Origin of the sequence: uncultured Sphingobacterium sp. (assembly GCF_964277905.1) — a bacterium.
GTDB lineage: Bacteria > Bacteroidota > Bacteroidia > Sphingobacteriales > Sphingobacteriaceae > Sphingobacterium > Sphingobacterium siyangense.
Genome location: NZ_CAXYKD010000043.1, coordinates 313,454 through 331,684 on the forward strand (window position 1 = coordinate 313,454; position 18,231 = coordinate 331,684).

15 protein-coding genes are annotated in these 18,231 nt (G+C 40.0%); 10 read left to right on the top strand and 5 right to left on the bottom strand.

From position 1 onward, the window contains the following. The first annotated feature begins 72 nt into the window (after positions 1 to 72). The 6 genes from ACHWSC_RS19845 to ACHWSC_RS19870 all read left to right on the top strand — a co-directional run bounded on the left by ACHWSC_RS19845 (position 73) and on the right by ACHWSC_RS19870 (position 8,464). Positions 73 to 1,287 carry a DUF763 domain-containing protein gene (locus ACHWSC_RS19845; protein WP_394677900.1) on the top strand — a complete coding sequence of 405 codons (1,215 nt, stop codon included), beginning with the start codon at positions 73 to 75 and terminating at the stop codon, positions 1,285 to 1,287. An 84-nt stretch (positions 1,288 to 1,371) separates the two neighbouring features. Further along, a complete protein-coding gene (locus tag ACHWSC_RS19850) occupies positions 1,372 to 1,773 on the top strand; it encodes a hypothetical protein (RefSeq protein ID WP_120334369.1) in 402 nt (133 codons plus the stop codon). Positions 1,774 to 1,951: 178 nt separating this feature from the next. Beyond that, positions 1,952 to 3,034, top strand: coding sequence for an efflux RND transporter periplasmic adaptor subunit (locus tag ACHWSC_RS19855; protein ID WP_201668346.1), 1,083 nt, complete (start codon positions 1,952 to 1,954; stop codon positions 3,032 to 3,034). Positions 3,035 to 3,055: 21 nt separating this feature from the next. Next, positions 3,056 to 6,220, top strand: a complete 3,165-nt coding sequence (locus ACHWSC_RS19860) for an efflux RND transporter permease subunit (protein WP_394677901.1) — start codon at positions 3,056 to 3,058, stop codon at positions 6,218 to 6,220. Further along, a complete protein-coding gene (locus tag ACHWSC_RS19865; protein ID WP_153847329.1) occupies positions 6,213 to 7,652 on the top strand; it encodes a TolC family protein in 1,440 nt (479 codons plus the stop codon). The genes ACHWSC_RS19860 and ACHWSC_RS19865 overlap by 8 nt, the downstream gene beginning before the upstream one ends. Positions 7,653 to 7,720: 68 nt before the next feature. Beyond that, the gene (locus ACHWSC_RS19870; RefSeq protein WP_394677902.1) at positions 7,721 to 8,464 is read left to right on the top strand and encodes a Bax inhibitor-1 family protein; all 744 of its coding nucleotides are present in this window, start codon (positions 7,721 to 7,723) and stop codon (positions 8,462 to 8,464) included. Between the two features lie 79 nt (positions 8,465 to 8,543). On the opposite strand, the gene ACHWSC_RS19875 is transcribed toward ACHWSC_RS19870, so the two are convergent. The 5 genes from ACHWSC_RS19875 to ACHWSC_RS19895 all read right to left on the bottom strand — a co-directional run bounded on the left by ACHWSC_RS19875 (position 8,544) and on the right by ACHWSC_RS19895 (position 12,678). Next, on the bottom strand, positions 8,544 to 9,056 hold the full coding sequence (locus ACHWSC_RS19875; protein ID WP_394677903.1) for an SRPBCC family protein: 513 nt from the start codon (positions 9,054 to 9,056) through the stop codon (positions 8,544 to 8,546). Between the two features lie 137 nt (positions 9,057 to 9,193). Next, the gene (locus ACHWSC_RS19880) at positions 9,194 to 9,634 is read right to left on the bottom strand and encodes a carboxymuconolactone decarboxylase family protein (RefSeq protein ID WP_394677904.1); all 441 of its coding nucleotides are present in this window, start codon (positions 9,632 to 9,634) and stop codon (positions 9,194 to 9,196) included. A 124-nt stretch (positions 9,635 to 9,758) separates the two neighbouring features. After that, entirely contained in the window at positions 9,759 to 10,124 is a 366-nt protein-coding gene (locus ACHWSC_RS19885) for a VOC family protein (RefSeq protein WP_075992655.1), read from the bottom strand. Between the two features lie 27 nt (positions 10,125 to 10,151). Continuing rightward, positions 10,152 to 11,183, bottom strand: a complete 1,032-nt coding sequence (gene glsA / locus ACHWSC_RS19890; RefSeq protein WP_394677905.1) for a glutaminase A — start codon at positions 11,181 to 11,183, stop codon at positions 10,152 to 10,154. Positions 11,184 to 11,286: 103 nt separating this feature from the next. Beyond that, positions 11,287 to 12,678 carry a hypothetical protein gene (locus tag ACHWSC_RS19895; RefSeq protein ID WP_394677906.1) on the bottom strand — a complete coding sequence of 464 codons (1,392 nt, stop codon included), beginning with the start codon at positions 12,676 to 12,678 and terminating at the stop codon, positions 11,287 to 11,289. A 323-nt stretch (positions 12,679 to 13,001) separates the two neighbouring features. Here ACHWSC_RS19895 and ACHWSC_RS19900 point away from each other — a divergent pair, with 323 nt between their 5' ends. The 4 genes from ACHWSC_RS19900 to ACHWSC_RS19915 are packed head-to-tail and all read left to right on the top strand — an operon-like array spanning position 13,002 to position 18,220. Beyond that, positions 13,002 to 14,168 (top strand): porin, encoded by a 1,167-nt coding sequence (locus tag ACHWSC_RS19900; RefSeq protein ID WP_394677907.1) that lies wholly within the window; start codon positions 13,002 to 13,004, stop codon positions 14,166 to 14,168. A gap of 20 nt (positions 14,169 to 14,188) precedes the next feature. After that, the gene (locus tag ACHWSC_RS19905; RefSeq protein WP_394677908.1) at positions 14,189 to 15,619 is read left to right on the top strand and encodes an anion permease; all 1,431 of its coding nucleotides are present in this window, start codon (positions 14,189 to 14,191) and stop codon (positions 15,617 to 15,619) included. A 15-nt stretch (positions 15,620 to 15,634) separates the two neighbouring features. After that, positions 15,635 to 16,291, top strand: coding sequence for a succinate dehydrogenase cytochrome b subunit (locus tag ACHWSC_RS19910; protein ID WP_075992652.1), 657 nt, complete (start codon positions 15,635 to 15,637; stop codon positions 16,289 to 16,291). Positions 16,292 to 16,303: 12 nt separating this feature from the next. Then, complete coding sequence (locus ACHWSC_RS19915) at positions 16,304 to 18,220, top strand: fumarate reductase/succinate dehydrogenase flavoprotein subunit (protein ID WP_088161590.1); 1,917 nt, start codon at positions 16,304 to 16,306, stop codon at positions 18,218 to 18,220. Positions 18,221 to 18,231 lie beyond the last annotated feature (11 nt).

Genomic DNA, 18,231 nt, shown 5'->3' on the forward strand with positions numbered 1-18,231 from the left:
GCTAGAAATTATCTAGCCGTTTTTATTTTATATGAAAAAGAGATAGATTTGTACTAATATATTTAGTTTACAATGAAACGGTCCGGCATTGCAGATCTCCCATTACACTATGGAAAAGTACCAGCGTGGCTTTACGAACGTATGGCTTCCCTAGGTCGTTCAATAGTTGAAGTTATACTCACGGATTATGGTAAAGATGAAGTTTTAAGAAGACTGGCGGATCCATTCTGGTTTCAGAGTTTTGGTGCCGTTCTCGGGATGGATTGGCATTCTTCAGGGATCACAACCGCTGTTATGGGAGCATTAAAACGCGCTATTAATCCAGATGCGAAGTCGCTGGGGCTTTATATCTGTGGGGGGAAAGGCAAGTTGTCTATGCAAACTCCACAGGAACTACTTCAGTTGTCAGATCGAATTGGGTTGGATGGCAACGGCTTGATTCGTAGCAGTAAGCTTGTCGCTAAAGTGGATAACACAGCCATTCAAGATGGTTACCAACTGTATTTACATAATTTTATCGTAACAGATCAGGGTAATTGGTCTGTTGTCCAGCAAGGTATGCATGAAAAGGATGGTACTGCTCGTCGCTACCATTGGCATTCCGAAAAGGTCAAATCGTTCGTTGAAGAACCTCATGCTGGTATCAGTGGGCCTTCGCAAGGTATAATCCTCAACTTGACAGCTGCAGAAGCGGCAGCCAATAGAGCAGGTATCATGACTATAGTGGGAGAGGATTCAAGTAAAGTAATGCAAGATTTCGCTAAACTTATTATGCCAGCTCATCACGATGTACGTGCTGCAGATGTTGACTTGAAAAGATTGGGAGCGATGTTGTACGTCGCCCGAGAAAGTCAACCAAGCCATTTTGAAGACCTACTGCTTTTAAAAGGAGTTGGTCCCCGCACGTTACAGTCATTGGCCCTGGTTAGTGAGGTGATCTACGGTGCGCCTTCACGGTTCAACGACCCCGCTCGATTTTCCTTTGCTCATGGCGGAAAAGATGGACATCCTTTTCCGGTTCCATTAACCATTTACGATGAGAGCATTCAGATTTTACAAAAAGGTGTTGAAAAATCTAAACTGGGTTATGGTGAAAAGTTAAAATCAATCAACAAGTTGCACCAGATCGTCCTGGATAGCGAAAGAGATTTTCAGCCACAGTTTGATATTCAGCAAATTATAGCGGAGGAACGAAGGGATTCTTGGAAGTATGGAGGCAGGACAGTCTTTGGAGATGCAGAACCTTTGCGAACAAATGGACGGGGTTTGCAATTATCACTTTTCTAGCGGAAATCTGCGGATTGTAATTGTTTTGTTAAAATGTGTTAAAGATCGTTAAAATTATTTGTACGCTAGTATATTTGCTCCGCAATGAAAGCGGTTATTACCATACTCCTTTTCCTATGCTTCTTATTTATCAGAAGCAGTAATAGCCATGCTGTGCTCATTGAATCCGACCGACCAGCTGTCAGTTTTATGTACCAGCATAATCATGCTGACGTGCAGAAGTATATTGATGCATCGGTTGATCACATCGATCCGCTATTTTATGGTAATATACACAGTGATAATCCCGTTATAGAGGAATTTGATGCCGAGAATTTTCAATTGACCAAGGATTTGCAGGTAACGTCTCAATTTGTTGCGCTGCTGCTTTTTGCAATTGTCCTTTTTGTTTTTGTTTTTCGATTTGCAAAGAAGATTCCTTTTTGCAATTTCATAGCCTATCTTTTCCCTCAAAGATACGTTCTTCAACAAAACTGGAGAATTTAAAATATACCCTTCGAAATTTCATATGCTTTGGTGGATATCCTAAGGGATGCTCCATTGCGTTGTAATCGATTTGTACAATCTATTAACAAGTCGAAACGGCCATAAACCAAAGTAGAGGTTATTTCACCAACCAGCACAACAAACAATCAAACTTATTTTTTTAATTAGACGCTTACAAATGAAAAGAGTATTTATGCTCGCTAGTTTGGCTATTAGCTTATGCCAAATCGGGTGTACTTCCAAAAAGGAAGAAAAAGAAGAAAAAGAAAAATTCACAGCGACCTCTCCGGTACAAATGGATACAACTATCCGTAAGGATTTTGTCTCCCAGATTAGATCTTTCCGAAATATTGAGCTTCGGGCTCAAGAGAAGGGCTATCTTGAACAGATTTTCGTGGACGAAGGACAATTTGTCCATAAGGGGCAACTACTTTTTCGGATTATGCCGAAGATGTATGAGGCCGAATACCGCAAATCATCTGCAGAAGTTAATGTCGCAGAAATTGAAGTTCAAAATACAAAAACATTAGCTGATAAAAATGTTGTATCGCCCAATGAACTCGCTATGGCTAAAGCGAAGCTTGAGCAAGCCAAAGCCGAGGCAGCGATTGCAAAATTACATCTCTCCTTTACAGAAATCAGGGCACCTTTTGACGGAACCATTGATCGGATTCCATTGAAATTGGGAAGTTTGGTGGATGAAGGTGAATTATTGACAAGTCTGTCCGATAATAGTGAGATGTTGGTTTATTTCAATGTTTCCGAACCAGAATATTTAAGCTATCAAACTAACGTTAGTAAACGCGGGGATACCCATGTGGGCCTGTTACTTGCCAATAACGAGCTATTTGCTCAAAATGGTCTTGTAGAGACCATAGAAAGTGAATTTAACAGTGAAACAGGAAATATTGCTTTTAGAGCGAAATTTCCCAATCCAAACCGTCTATTAAAACATGGTGAGAGCGGCAAGGTGGTGATGAACTTTCCGTTGAAACAGGTTTTAATTATTCCACAGAAAGCGACATACGAAATGCAGGATCGTAAATATGTGTATGTAGTCGATAAGGATGGCAAATTAAAAGCTCGTCATATCACAATCGGTAACTCCCTACCAGATCTGTATGTGGTAACGAGTGGACTTCAAAAAGATGATAAATTTTTGTTGGACGGTATTCAGAAAGCGAAAGAGGATGATAAAATCAACTACAGCTTTGTGCAACCTAAAGACGCCATTTCAAATTTGAAGTTAAAAACAGAATAGACCCCTTACACTTAAATTACTATGTTTAGTCGTTTTATAAATAGACCAGTACTTTCGATCGTTATATCACTGATCATTGTGTTTTTGGGTGTGCTTTCTATGGTACAGCTTCCTGTAACACAATTTCCATCTATATCGCCACCGAAGGTGAATATCACTGCGGAGTATCCTGGAGCAAATGGTGAGTTGATGATTAAATCAGTTATCATTCCGCTAGAGCGGGCGATAAATGGGGTTCCGGGCATGAAATACATGGCTTCTGATGCCGGTAACGACGGGGAAGCAAGTATCCAGGTGGTATTCAACCTAGGAACAGATCCGAATCAGGCTTCATTAAATGTGCAGAACCGTGTGGCTTCTGTGGTGAATAAGCTTCCTCCAATTGTGGTACGTGAGGGAGTGAAGATTACACGTGAAGAATCCAACATGCTCATGTACATCAATCTCTATAGCAAAGACAAAGAGCTTGATGGAAACTTTATGTATAACTATGCGGACATGAATATTGTCTCCGAATTACGTCGTGTAGACGGTGTTGGGGTGGCTAATATTCTTGGAACGCGCGAATTAGCGATGCGTATTTGGTTGAAACCAGATCGTATGACAGCCTACAAGATTTCTGCAGAAGAGGTAATGAAAGCCTTATCAGAGCAGAGTTTGGAAGCTTCACCAGGTAAAGCCGGCGAGTCGTCCGGTATGACCTCCCAATCTTTCGAATATGTATTGAAATACCCGGGACGTTTTACGACAACTGAAGGTTATGGCAATATCGTATTACGTGCGGGTGAAAATGGTGAAATGTTACGCTTAAAAGATGTTGCGGACATCAAATTCGGTTCGGCGATGTATGATATCTATTCTACATTGAACGGAAAACCATCCGCAGCGATTGTCTTAAAACAATCCTATGGAAGTAATGCTTCTCAGGTAATCCAAGACGTTAAAAGCAAAATGAAGGAATTGAAGGCATCTTTTCCTAAAGGGCTGGATTACGAAATTAGCTATGACGTTTCAAAATTTTTGGATGCATCCATGGAAAAGGTAGTCCATACTTTATTGGAAGCATTTGTGCTTGTTGCTATTGTGGTTTTTCTATTCTTAGGAGATTGGCGCTCGACCTTGATTCCAACCATTGCAGTGCCGGTTTCATTGGTGGGATCATTTTTGTTCATGCAATTTTTTGGAATTACCATCAACTTGATCACCCTGTTTGCATTGGTGCTTGCCATTGGTGTGGTTGTGGATGATGCGATTGTGGTTATTGAAGCCGTTCATGCCAAAATGGAAGAACTTCATATTTCGGCCTATAAGGCAACGAAAAAAGCGATGCATGAAATCAGCGGTGCCATTGTTGCGATCACTTTTCTTATGGCGGCGGTTTTTATCCCCGTTGCCTTTATGTCTGGTCCCGTAGGAATATTCTATCGGCAGTTTTCCATTACCATGGCAACATCCATCATCCTATCGGGTGTTGTGGCATTGACACTGACTCCAGCATTATGTGCGATCATGCTGAAGAATAATCATGGCAAGGCAAGAAAGAAATCCATTATCGATAAGTTTCTTGATTCCTTCAATAGATTGTTTGATAAGATGTCCAATAAATATGTTTACTTGTTGAAAGGGATAGTGGATAAACGGGTGTTTACATTTTTAGTATTAATTGGTTTTTGTATTGGAGCCTACTTTTTGAATAATGCTGTTCCTGCAGGTTTTATCCCCAATGAAGACCAGGGGATGATTTATGCCATTATTCAAACGCCGCCGGGATCGACATTGGAACGAACCAATTTAGCAGCCCAGACATTGCAAAAAGAAGCTGAAAACATTGATGGTGTACAATCGGTATCGTCGTTAGCTGGTTATGAAATCCTGACTGAAGGAACTGGAGCAAATACAGGTACTTGTTTGATCAACTTGAAAAGCTGGGAAGAACGTAAAGAATCCTCGCAAGAGATTATTGAGCAACTAGAGGCTGCTGCCAAAAATATCCCAGGGGCGTCTATCGAGTTTTTCCAACCACCAGCCGTACCGGGCTATGGTGCCGCGGGTGGGTTCGAGCTTCGTCTTCTGGACAAAGCAGGTTCTGGTGACTACAAGAAAATGGAAACGGTAAGTAAGGATTTTGTGCGTGAGTTGAACAAGAGGCCTGAATTATCGTCTGTATTTACCTTCTACAGCGCGAGTTTTCCGCAGTATATGTTGCATATAGACAATGATCTGGCGCAACAGAAGGGTGTTACCATTGATAATGCGCTGAATACGCTTTCGACTTTGGTTGGTAGTAATTACGAAACGAACTTCATTAAGTACGACCGGCAATATAAAGTTATGGTGCAGGCTTTGCCGCAATATAGGGCTTTGCCGGAAGATATCTTAAAGCTATATGTGAAGAATGAAAAAGAAGAAATGGTCCCATTTTCAGCATTTATGCATATGGAAAAGGTTTATGGTCTTTCTGAGATTACTCGGCACAATATGTATATGGCATCTGAAATCTCGGGCTCTGCCGCACCAGGCTACAGTAGTGGTGAAGCAATTCAGGTGATTAATGAAGTCGCTGCCAAAACGTTACCTCGAGGCTATGGCATTGACTGGGCTGGTATCTCCAAAGATCAGGTAGGTCGTGGAAATCAGGCAATTTATATCTTCTTAATTTGTCTTGGTTTCGTTTATTTGATACTTTCCGCTCAGTATGAGAGCTTTATTATGCCTTTTGCGGTGTTGCTTTCTTTACCAATCGGAATCTTCGGGGCCTTTCTATTATTGAAGTTATTGGGATTGGAAAACAACATTTATGCACAGGTCGCTTTGGTCATGCTCATAGGTTTACTTGGTAAAAATGCCGTGTTGATTGTTGAGTTTGCTGCCCAGCGGCATTCGCAAGGATTGAGTATTATTGAAGCTGCCTTGGATGGTGCAAAAGTTAGGTTTAGACCTATCTTGATGACATCTTTTGCCTTTATCGCAGGGTTGATTCCCTTAGTTATGGCGTCTGGCCCAGGTGCGATAGGAAACCGTACGATCGGTACGGCGGCAGCGGGAGGTATGTTGTTTGGAACAGTGTTCGGTATTTTAGTGATACCAGGCTTGTACTATATCTTCGGAACTATTGCCTCTAGACGTAAGCTTATTAAACACGAAGATGAAAATCCATTAACTGAAGAACTTGATAATAATGACTAATCGCAGAAAAATACAATGGGTCATTGCATTTTCGCTTTCAGCAGCAGTGACGGGATGTAAGGTTCCGAAAGCGACACAAATACAGGAGAATAAATTTGTTCCGCAGCAATTTACAGACGTAGATAAATCTGACACAACGAATTCAGCATCGGTTAAGTGGCGTGAATTTTTTACTGATCCAAATCTAGTTGTATTAATAGATACAGCCTTAAAAAACAATCAGGAACTGAATGTTACTTTGCAGGAGTTGGCAATCGCAAAGAATGATATTCTTTTACGAAAAGGGGCGTTGAAACCTACGGTTGGTTTACGTGCCGGAGGAGGTGTTGAAAAAGTTGGACGATATACCAGCCAGGGGGCAGGTGATGCCAGCACAGAAATTGCTCCTGGAAAGGAAATGCCGGATCCACTAGGGGATTTGACAATTGGTGCGTATGCAAGCTGGGAAATCGATGTTTGGAAAAAACTTAAGGACTCCGAGCAAGCCGCACTCAACCGTTATCTTGCTACGGTAGAAGGGAAAAATTTCGTCTTGAGCAGCCTTATTGCCGAGGTTGCCCGTTCGTATTATGAGTTATTGGCATTGGACAATCAGTTGACCATTATCAAACAGAATATCGAGCTACAGGATAATGCGCTTGCGGTGATCCGATTGCAGAAACAGGCTGCTCGTGTAACAGAACTGGCGGTTCAAAAGTTTGAGGCTGAAGTACTGAAAACCAAAGGCATGGAATTTGAGACGAGGCAGCAGATCAAAGAAACTGAAAACCGTATTAATTTTCTTTTGGGGCGTTTTCCACAAGAGATCAAACGTGACAAAAGCAATTTTGTCGATTTGATCCCGGCGAAGGTTCAAACAGGCATACCGAGCCAATTACTGAGCAATCGACCTGATATTCGTGAGGCAGAGTATGAGCTCGCTGCCGCGAAGTTGGACGTACAGATCGCACGGAAAGAGTTTTACCCTTCTTTGGAGATTTCGGCTGCTTTGGGTTTACAGGCATTCAAGCCTTCCTATCTATTTAAGATGCCTGAATCAGTTTTGTATAATCTAATAGGAGAGCTTGCAGCACCATTGATAAATAAGAATGGGCTTAAAGCGGAATTTAATACGGCCAACGCGAAACAAATACAGGCTGTATATAATTACGAGAAGACAATTCTAAATGCTTACTTAGAAGTCTCTACACAACTTTCTAATATTGAAAACCTAGGGCGCAGCTACGATTTCAAAACAAAAGAAGTTGAGGTTCTGAATAATTCCGTGTCTGTGTCAAATGATCTCTTTAAATCAGCGAGGGCAGACTATATGGAGGTTTTGATGACACAACGCGATGTGCTGGATTCGAAACTTGAATTGATAGAAACGAAGAAGCAGCAGCTCAATGCTGTTGTCAATATCTATAAAGATTTGGGAGGAGGCTGGAAATAAGTTGTTTGTTTGAATGGACCCCGCTAGGCGGGGTTCTTTTTTTATAAGCCTGTGCAAACTTCTTTCTTGTGGAAATAGAATTAATGCTTATTTTTAATCCTTACTTAATCAATCGTATTTGTTTTATGGAATCACAAGAGTACATTCTTATTAGTGATGATGCTGAAAGGGGAGTGTTTTATAAAAAAACCTATCTTCATGTTGCGCTTTCGATTTTAGCATTTATCGTTTTGGAAACTTTGCTGATCAAATTGATCCCTTATGATTTTATCGTTTGGATGGTTAGCGGAAAATTTATTTGGTTATTCTTATTGGGATGTTTTTGGTTAGGGTCCACACTTTCATCAAGATGGACGCTTTCGCAAAGCCGTCAAACCCAATATCTAGGACTAGCTTTCTATATTGTACTGGAAGCAATTATCTTTCTGCCAATGATTTTTATGGCGGTGTTTATGACAGAAGGAATTAGTGTCATTTATCAAGCAAGTATAATGACTTTGGCATTGTTTACCGGGCTTACTGTTGTAGCATTTGTATCCAATAAAGATTTTTCATTCCTCAGGAATATTCTGGTAATTGGAGGCTTCTTATCCTTGGGGGCAATTGTCGCCGGTGCTATTTTTGGTTTTGAGCTTGGATTATGGTTCTCGGTTGCAATGATTGCACTTGCTTCCGGAAGCATACTCTATCAAACTCAAAATCTGAAGTATAGTTACGGCAACGAACAATACGTTGGGGCGGCCCTACAGCTATTTTCATCAATAATGTTGCTGTTCTGGTACATTCTACGAATTTTAATGCGCAGAAGATAAATTTTGTTCCTTTTAAAAATAAGAAAAGGTGGTTAAAGTAAAGTTTATTTTAACCACCTTTTTTTGCTTTGTATAGTCTCTATTTTAGTCTATTTTTCAGATTTTTCAGTCCCTGATCGAAATCTTTGTTCATATTCATAAATAAGTTCATAAAGTTCCATGGATAGGGCGATTTTCCTGAAATCCCCCAAGTCACCGAGGTTTGATTAGGCGAGATCTCTTTTAAGATGAAATAACCCTTGGCTGGTTCACCCATGCCGAAATCGAGGGACGTTTCGATCGTTTCGCCATCGACTATTTTCGTAATAGTCTGTGAACCTCTACCAACTTTCTTGCCATCCCAGCTAGATTTATAGCCAACTTGACCATCTACACCCTGTTCAGTTTTTTTCATTTCCGGGTCTGAAAGCTGCCATACACCAAAGTTGTCTTGGTTCTTAAGCATTTTTACATAGTTGAACACTTCCTGCTTTGGCTTATCGATCGTGATCTCACTTTGGGCCGAGAAGTCTTTACTGACGAAGACCGCTGTAATTAAGGGGATAGCGATGATGACCGCTAAAACAATGAGGATTTTTTTTATGATTTTCATAATCATGTATTTATATAGGTTTTCCTAATAAAGATAAATGATAATTGGGATTTTAACAGGAAAATAAAAGGAAATTATTTGTAAATGAAAAAGCTTCTCCTAATCGTAGAAGAAGCTTTTTAACGAAGTGTCTAGCACTATTTTAATAGTTCCAAATGGGTACTGATACCAATTCTATTCCATGCATTTATGGTAATAATCGCCATAATAATCTGTGCAATCTCTTTTTCTTCAAATATTTCTTTTGCTTTTTGAAAAGTGCTTTCTGTCAATCCCTTTTGATGTATCAATGTGATCTCTTCCGTCATCTCCAACAATATCTGTTCTTCCTCGGTGAATAGATCCGTTTCTCGCCAGGCATTTAATAAAAATATCCGTTGTGGAGTTTCACCATACTTCAGTGCATCCTTCGTGTGCATATCTAAGCAAAAGGCGCAGCCATTGATCTGTGAAGTACGTATTTTTATGAGTTCCTTCTGAATAGGATTTAAAAAAATATCGTTGAGATATGTTTCCAATCCCATCATCGCCTTATAGGCGGTTGCATCTACTTTTGCAATATTAAATCGTGTGGTCATTGTTTTAAATTTTGATAAGACAAAGTTGCATCAAACATTCAATACAAAAGTTAAACTGGTTTAAGAACGGAGATTTTACTGATGAATACAATCCTGTACGCGATTGACAAACAAATAGATCTGACTAGGCTGATACAATCAGGTAATAATTGTCGGGGTCACGTAGGATAAATTGATCCTTCAAAGAATTCTCATTGTAATGTATATCTTTCTCTATGACTGCATTTAGCAAAGTAGCGTTTTCGAAAATTTGCTTTAAATTGTCTACTCTAAAGAATAATATGAATCCATTCCCTGCATGTATTTGATTCCGCATAGTAGGGTGATCATGTTCACCCCATTTGTGTAAACAGAGAATAACAGTTCCGTTATCCGTGAGAATTTCAAATGTTTCTCCTCCATGTTGACTCGCACAGCCTAAAAGCTTTTGGTAGAATTGTGAGCTTTTGGGAACGTTATCCACAGCGATGATTGGTTCTGTCCGTATCATGTTATAGTTAACTAGAATTTACTAAGGTTAATAAAAGAGGCTCAGTGATTTCTCTTTCACCAAATCTAATATCATGCGATAAGCGGCTACCGAGTTACCGTGTTGATCCAAGGCTGGACTATAGGCCCCTATACCCATTTTATTCGGTACACTTACTGCGATTCCGCCACCAACGCCCGATTTACTTGGAAGTCCCACAGTTCTGGCATATTCGCCGCTAAATTCGTACATCCCTGCAATGAGCATTTGCGATTGAACTAGCTGAGATAGACTTGGATTATTGTATTGCTTATTTCCATCATAGCGCACGCAATGATTGGCAAAAAAGAAACCTATTTTAGCTAGATCCTCTGCGGTTATCTCAATTGAGCACTGTTTAAAATAATTATTTAGTTTATCTTCACCTTCACCATCAATGAGTCCATTGTTGCGCATCAGATAGAACATACCTCTGTTTCGATTTCCAGTCTCCCGTTCCGAATTATATACGGATTTACTATAATCAATCTTTTCATTATTTGTTATAAAACGAATCATATTGAGTATTTTAAGGAAAGGTTCCTCACCTGTTCCTTTAATAAGCGATGTCGTTAAAATGGCACCAGCGTTCATCATTGGATTGAGCGGTTTACCCGATGTTTCCAAATTCGCAAAATGATTGAAAGGTTTGTCTGTACCAAAGTACCCCATTTTATCAAAAATATTTCGTTCTCCGTTTTCCAATACAGCGACCATTAATGAAACAATTTTTGAAATACTCTGAATTGTAAATCTTTGTTGTACATCTCCGATACTAACGATTGTTCCATCACTATTTACAACCGAAAGAGCGATGGACGATGCATTGGCTTTACCCAATTCCGGAATATAATCGGCCACTTTACCTTCTTTGAATGACTGTCTATTTTTATCCAATATTTTATCCAATAATGCTTTATCAATAATCGTGGTTTTAGCACCCTGTTGATTTTGAATACCATTTTGAGCAAAGGCTACAGGAATTGATCCAAAACATATCAAGCCTATAACACAGGCTACCAACCTAACATTTTTTCTCATTTTTTAATTATTTGTTCGTTCCAAAGATAGGGAACAGTGTATTAAAAAGAAAAGAGGTGCTAAATAGATAACGTTTTAGCACCTCTTCCTAGTAGGTCATCCCTTAGGCTGCATTTGGAGCTGGATCAACATTCCAACCGGAAAGTATACCGCCATAGAAAAAGAAGGTGACGTAAAAATTCTTTTTGGTCACTTTATCAGTAACCAGGTATTTTTGAGTCACATCATATGCATCTATTTTTTTATATTTTGATAATGCTATCGGGCTCGCAGCAGGGTTTTCTGAACGGACCAAATCTTGTATCTTTTGGTTGATTAATTTCATAATTCCTTCTTTTTTGAAGGGATTATTTTCGATTTTCACGTGTGCCAAGCGTGTTAAAGTTCCATTATTTTGAGCTTTTCTCGCTTTCGCAGCAGCTGTATAGGCTCTGAATTTTTCCTTGATCTGAGGATCTTTTAAGCTATGGATGGTAAAAATAGAAATTCCCTGCGCACCATTGTTTAGCGCTTCATCCATATCGGTAAATATTTCCTCATTATTTTTAGCCATCAACCCACAGTGTAGGGTCGTATTTGCACCTTTGTCGCGCACATTTTCTAAGGTACAATCGCTAATAAAGCTTGGATCTTCTGTATAAAAATTGCTGTACACCATCGGAAAAACAACATCTAAATTCCACTTACCCCAATCTTGACGTACCATACGTGAAGCCATTTTGGGGGTCGGGAAAGGGGATGCCGCCATTGTTTTGCCATGAGAATGAACAATTTCTGCAATCATATTGGCGATATCTGTTATCTGATCGCAACGAAATTGGCGCCATTTGAGATCTTTCGATGGATCTTTTTGTGCACGAGGATCATAGCCATATTGTTTTTTAAATTTTTCTATAGCAATGGGATGGTATCCGTAATCCCAAGCGGGATACTCGCGATCTTGGACAATATTGTATTTAGGCCAAAGCGTTGTGGGGAGGACAACATCCACATAACGATTGTAGTCAATAGAGATACCCTCCAATCCCTCAACTTCACAATAGGATTCAATTTTCTTTTTGATGTATTCTTTTACTCCTGGTACTACAGGCGATAAAAACTTATAATAACCAACGTATGCAGTGGTATCTGCGAGACTTTTTCCGTTGCGATTGACGCTGAACCAATCTGGATGTTCTTTGAGTATTTTATCTCTGTCGTGTTCCAGGTTCATCGTCCAAAGCCACGCGATAACTTGAATGCCATATTTTTTTGCAATGGGAATCGCTACACGATACTCATCTGGACTAGCAGCATTTAACATCACGCCATCGATCCCCAGATAGTTCATCTCACGGCAAATAGAATCAAAGTTTGTTTTGGCGTTGTAATCTAGCCAGGTCCAAAACATAGCGGGTTTTTCTTTGTCTGTGGCGTGAACGCTTGATACTGAAAAGCTTTGGATCAAAAGGAGCGCAAGGCCAATAAAGCATGTTCTGATTAGTTTTTCTTTCATAATATATTTATCGATTCTAAAATGTATTACCTATTTAAATGATGAAGTTTTTTCATGAAGTGCAAAATTCATAAAAAGATCAATCTATAGGTTTTAAATTTAGATTGTATTGAAATTCGCCTGTGAAATTACATAAAAACGCGGAATTTATACCTGATCTTTTTTTAATCAGTTTGATTTTCTTACAGTTATTAAATTTTATTAGAATAACAAAACATTTTTTTAAGCTATGTGTTGTACCTACAACATTAGATTTAGAACGACAAGATTATTAACAATGAGAAGTAAGCTGGGCTACTGGCTAAGAAAAAAATTGTTTAAGTATGAAGAAACGCTATATTCCAATTTCTATTGCATGTTTATTGAGCCATACCTTGGTCAAAGGGCAAGAACCAGGTACTGTACAAGAGAATAAAGTTGATTCTGTGCAACAAAAAAAAGATGACACGACTTATCCCAAGCTTCAGGTGAAAGGTTTGTTTCAGGCCCGTTACCTTGTTAGTGCTACAAAAGATGTCGATGTCAATGGGCTACATCACAGTGATGGCTCAGGTACGGATAACAATTTTATGGTGAAATATATGCGGGTACAGATGCGCGCTCAAATTAGTAAACGTACTGAAGTTGCCGTATTAGCTAACCTTGCAGATTTCAAAAGTGATCCCAAAACAAAAGTGCTCGAAAATGCCTACTTGAAATATACGTTTAGTCCCAAATTGGCAATCACAGTGGGCCAATTTCGTCCTTGGTTTGGCATCGAGGAAACTTATCCTATTGACATCATCAAATCTTTGGACTGGTCTAACCAGTATCTTGAATTCGGTAAATTAGGTTGGGCAAGTTTTCAAATCGGGGTTGCTGCGACAGGCGAGACTACGCTAGGCGATATGCCCTTTAGTTATTCCCTATCTGTGGTAAATGGGAACGGGAAGAATCAAGTTGTTGATAACGATAATGGTAAGCAATATGCCACTCGTCTGGTTTTTGGACTTTCAAAGAAGTACGGTGTCAATTTAGGACTTAATGGTGGCGTTGGCGATGTGATGAAGAAACAGGTACATGCATTGGGGGTAGATCTAACTGGTAATGTCAGTTTTGGCAAACGATGGAATCTTGATATGCAACTGGAAGCAAAGCAGGCCATCAATCATAACCTGTATTATTCTTTGGAAGAAAGTGCGCGAACATCCAAGTTGAGTGAATATTTGGTCCGCGGCATCTACTTTCTACCAAACTTAAGGTATGAAGTAAATTATTTCAATTTAAGCGCTTTCGAGCTATCTTGTCGATATGAATACATTGATCCTAATTATAAACTCAATGCAAATGCGCGTCAAACATATACGCCGATGTTTGGTTTGGAATTTTTAAAAAATTATGGTGCAAGGATACAATTGGGACTTCAATTGGACCGATATAAAAAGCAGACAGAGAATACCAGCGAATTCAACAAAAATTTATTTATTGTTCAAGTACAAAGTCGATTCTAATCTATTAAACTACGTTTATCATGAAAGAAATCAGTATTAAAAATGTTGCCATTACTTTTCTAATAGCACTCATTTTATGGTTTATCCCAATACCGAAAGGCGTCAGTCCGGAAGCCTGGCATTTATTTGCAATTTTCGCTGCAACCATTCTTGGGATTATTTTAAAAGCAGCTCCTATGGGTACCATGTGTATGATGGCGATTGCGTTTACGGCCCTGACACAAGTATTAGCCCCAGGAGATGCGGGTAAGTCGATTACTAAAGCTTTGACGGGTTTCGGAGATAAGGTAATTTGGTTGATTGGTATCTCCTTTTTCATTGCCCGGGGTTTTATTAAAACTGGACTGGGAAATCGAATTGCCTTTCTTTTTATTCGAGTTTTTGGAAAGAGTTCATTAGGACTTGCTTATGGATTGGGCTTGGCGGATGTTTGTTTGGCTCCGGCGATTCCCAGTAATACAGCCCGAGGGGGAGGGATTATTTATCCCATCATGAAATCGATGGCAATTAGTTTTGATTCTGTTCCAGATAAGCCAGAGACACATCGAAAATTGGGATCCTATCTAACTTTAAATAGTTATTATATGAATCTAATTGCTTCTTCGATGTTCTTGACGGGAACGGCCAGTAATCCAATGTGTCAAAAATTTGCTGCGAACCTAGGAATTGATATTACCTGGATGTCCTGGGCGATTGCTGGATTTATACCCGGTATTGTCGCATTTTTTGTAGTACCGCTTGTTCTTTATAAGTTATATCCACCTGAATTGAAAAAAACAGGTGATGCACCTAAGATGGCGGCGCAGAAATTAAAAGAGATGGGACCAATTTCCAGGAATGAATGGTTAATGCTTTTGGCGTTCTTTATCTTATTGGCATTATGGATTTTTGGTGGTTCTTTTTCAATTGATGCTACAACCACAGCCTTCATCGGTTTGACACTACTTTTACTGACCTCTGTATTGACCTGGGAGGATGTTAAAGCCGAAAAAGGAGCATGGGATACAATTGTTTGGTTTGCTGTTTTGGTTATGATGGCCAGTTCCTTAAATGAGCTTGGCTTTATCGGCTGGTTTAGCGACCTGATCAAAGTACAGATTGGTGATTTAAGTTGGCAAATAGCCTTTCCGGTAATCATTCTTGTTTATTTCTTTAGTCACTACATTTTTGCGAGTGCTACCGCCCATGTTGCGGCTATGTATGCGGCCTTGTTGGGGGTTGGTGTTTCTTTGGGTATTCCGCCAATGTTGCTTGCAATGATGCTTGGATTCTTGGGCTCTATCTATGGTGTTTTGACACATTATGGCCACGGCCCTGCACCGGTATTTTTTGGAAGCGGATATGTCGATTTAAAATCATGGTGGCTGCGCGGACTGGAAATTGGTATCGTGTTATTGGTGATTTATATGGGCGTTGGTGGATTGTGGATGAAGGTTATAGGCTATTATTAAAATTAAGATCTTATTATGTTATCTACATTGTCAAAGAAGATGCTTATGTGTCTGACGGGTTTATTTTTAGCGTTCTTTTTACTGATTCACTTTCTAGGGAACTTACAGCTATTCTTACCGCAGGAACAAGCACATCTACAATTTAATGCCTACTCCCATTTTTTGGCAGGCAATATCTTGATCAAAATTATTTCTTACGTACTCTATGCCAGCATTATTTTGCATGCGTTGGACGGATTGATCATCACCGTAAAGAATAAAAAGACCGGTGCCCACTATGTTTCAGATCATCGGGGAAGAGCAAGTAAGTGGTATTCGCGCAATATGGGGATTTTAGGGACCCTGATCCTCATTTTTTTAGTTATCCATTTCCAGAATTTTTGGTACGTGTACAAATTTGGCGCTCCTCCACTTGATGAACGCGGTAACAAGGATTTATATGTGCTTGTAATCGAGGTTTTTCAGCAATGGTGGTATGTTCTTATTTACGTTTTATCGATGGTTGCCTTGTGTTATCATCTTATTCATGGGATTCATAGTGCGATTCGAACTTTAGGCTTATTCCATCCCAAATTTGTTAAATGGTTTAAGATTATTGGTATCAGCTATTCGGTCATCATCAGCATTGGTTTTGCTTTGATGCCTATTTATATATTTTTTACAGTTAAATAAGGGGGAGAAGTTATGACATTAAATTCAAAAATACCGGATGGACCATTGGATCAAAAATGGACCCGTTATAAAAAGACTGCCAAGCTTGTTAATCCTGCAAATCGTAAAAAACTGGATGTTATCGTTATCGGAACCGGACTGGCAGGTAGCTCCATAGCGGCTTCTCTTGGAGAGATGGGGTATCAGGTAAAATCCTTCTGCTTTCAGGACAGTCCGAGAAGGGCACATTCTGTGGCTGCTCAAGGTGGTGTAAATGCCGCAAAAAATTATAAAAATGACGGGGACAGTGTTTATCGTATGTTTGTTGATACGCTAAAGGGCGGTGATTTTCGTGCCCGTGAGGCCAACGTCTATCGTATGGCCGAATGTTCGCTCAATTTAATCGACCAGGCAGTTGCACAGGGTGTTCCTTTCGGTCGTGAATATGGAGGCTATCTGAACAATCGATCTTTTGGAGGTGTACAGGTAAGTCGTACATTCTATGCGAGAGGTCAAACTGGACAGCAGCTTCTTTTGGGAGCGTATCAGGCACTTATGCGTCAGGTCGGCAAAGGTGCCGTACAGCTTTTCTCCAGACATGAAATGCTCGACATCGTCGTAATAGATGGAAAGGCCCGAGGCGTTATTGTTCGAAATCTTGATACAGGGGAGCTTGAACGACACGCTGCACATACCGTTATATTGGCAACCGGAGGGTATGGTAAAATTTATTATCTATCGACACTAGCAATGGGCTGTAATGGCTCTGCCATTTGGCGGGCACACAAGAAGGGGGCATTAATGGCCTCCCCGAGCTGGATTCAGATTCATCCAACTTCGTTGCCGCAGTCGGGCGATTATCAGTCTAAATTAACACTAATGTCAGAGTCGTTACGTAATGACGGAAGGATTTGGGTTCCTTTGAAAGAAGATGAGAAGCGGGAACCAAACGCTATTCCTGAGGAAGAGAGAGATTACTATTTAGAACGTCGTTATCCGGCATTTGGGAATCTTGCTCCAAGGGACATTTCATCTCGAGCGGCCAAAGAACGGATTGATGCTGGCTTTGGGATTGGTCCACTTAAAAATGCTGTTTACCTTGATTTTGCGAAAGCTATTAGAGAACAGGGGAAACAGAAAATACAAGAGAAATATGGTAATCTGTTCGATATGTATGAAAAGATTACGGGATATGATGCTTATAAAGAACCGATGATGATTTCACCTTCCGCGCATTTTTCAATGGGGGGATTATGGATAGATTATGAGCTGATGACAAGCCTGCCGGGTTTATTTGCGTTAGGTGAAGCTAATTTTGCAGACCACGGTGCAAATAGATTGGGTGCCAATTCCTTGCTCCAAGCCTCTGTGGACGGTTATTTTATTGCGCCCTATACGATTGCAAATTATTTGGCAAACGATATTCACACGGGAAAAATTTCTACAGACCATATTGAGTTTGAACGTGCAGAGGTAGGTGTTCGTGCGCAAATTGATCGATTTTTAAAGATTAAAGGCAGTAAAACCGTGGATTATTTTCATAAAACACTGGGTAAAATACTCTATGACTATTGTGGGCTCGCGCGTAATGAGAAAGGCCTCCGTTATGCTATTGTGGAGATTAATAGGCTGAAGCAAGAGTTTTATAAAGATGTTATTGTTAGTGGTGAAGCCAATACCTTAAATACGGAACTGGAAAAAGCTGGACGTGTAGCCGATTACTTTGAAATTGGAGAATTGATGTGTTATGATGCGTTGACGCGGAACGAATCCTGTGGGGCACATTTCCGGGAGGAATATCAGACTGCAGATGGGGAGGCATTACGGAATGACGCTGAATACCAGTTTATTTCCGCTTGGGCCTGGAAGGGAGAGGGGCAAGAACCTGAGCTAATTCGGGAACCATTAATTTTTGAAGAGATACAACCAACTGTAAGGAGCTATAAATAAATAGAACGATT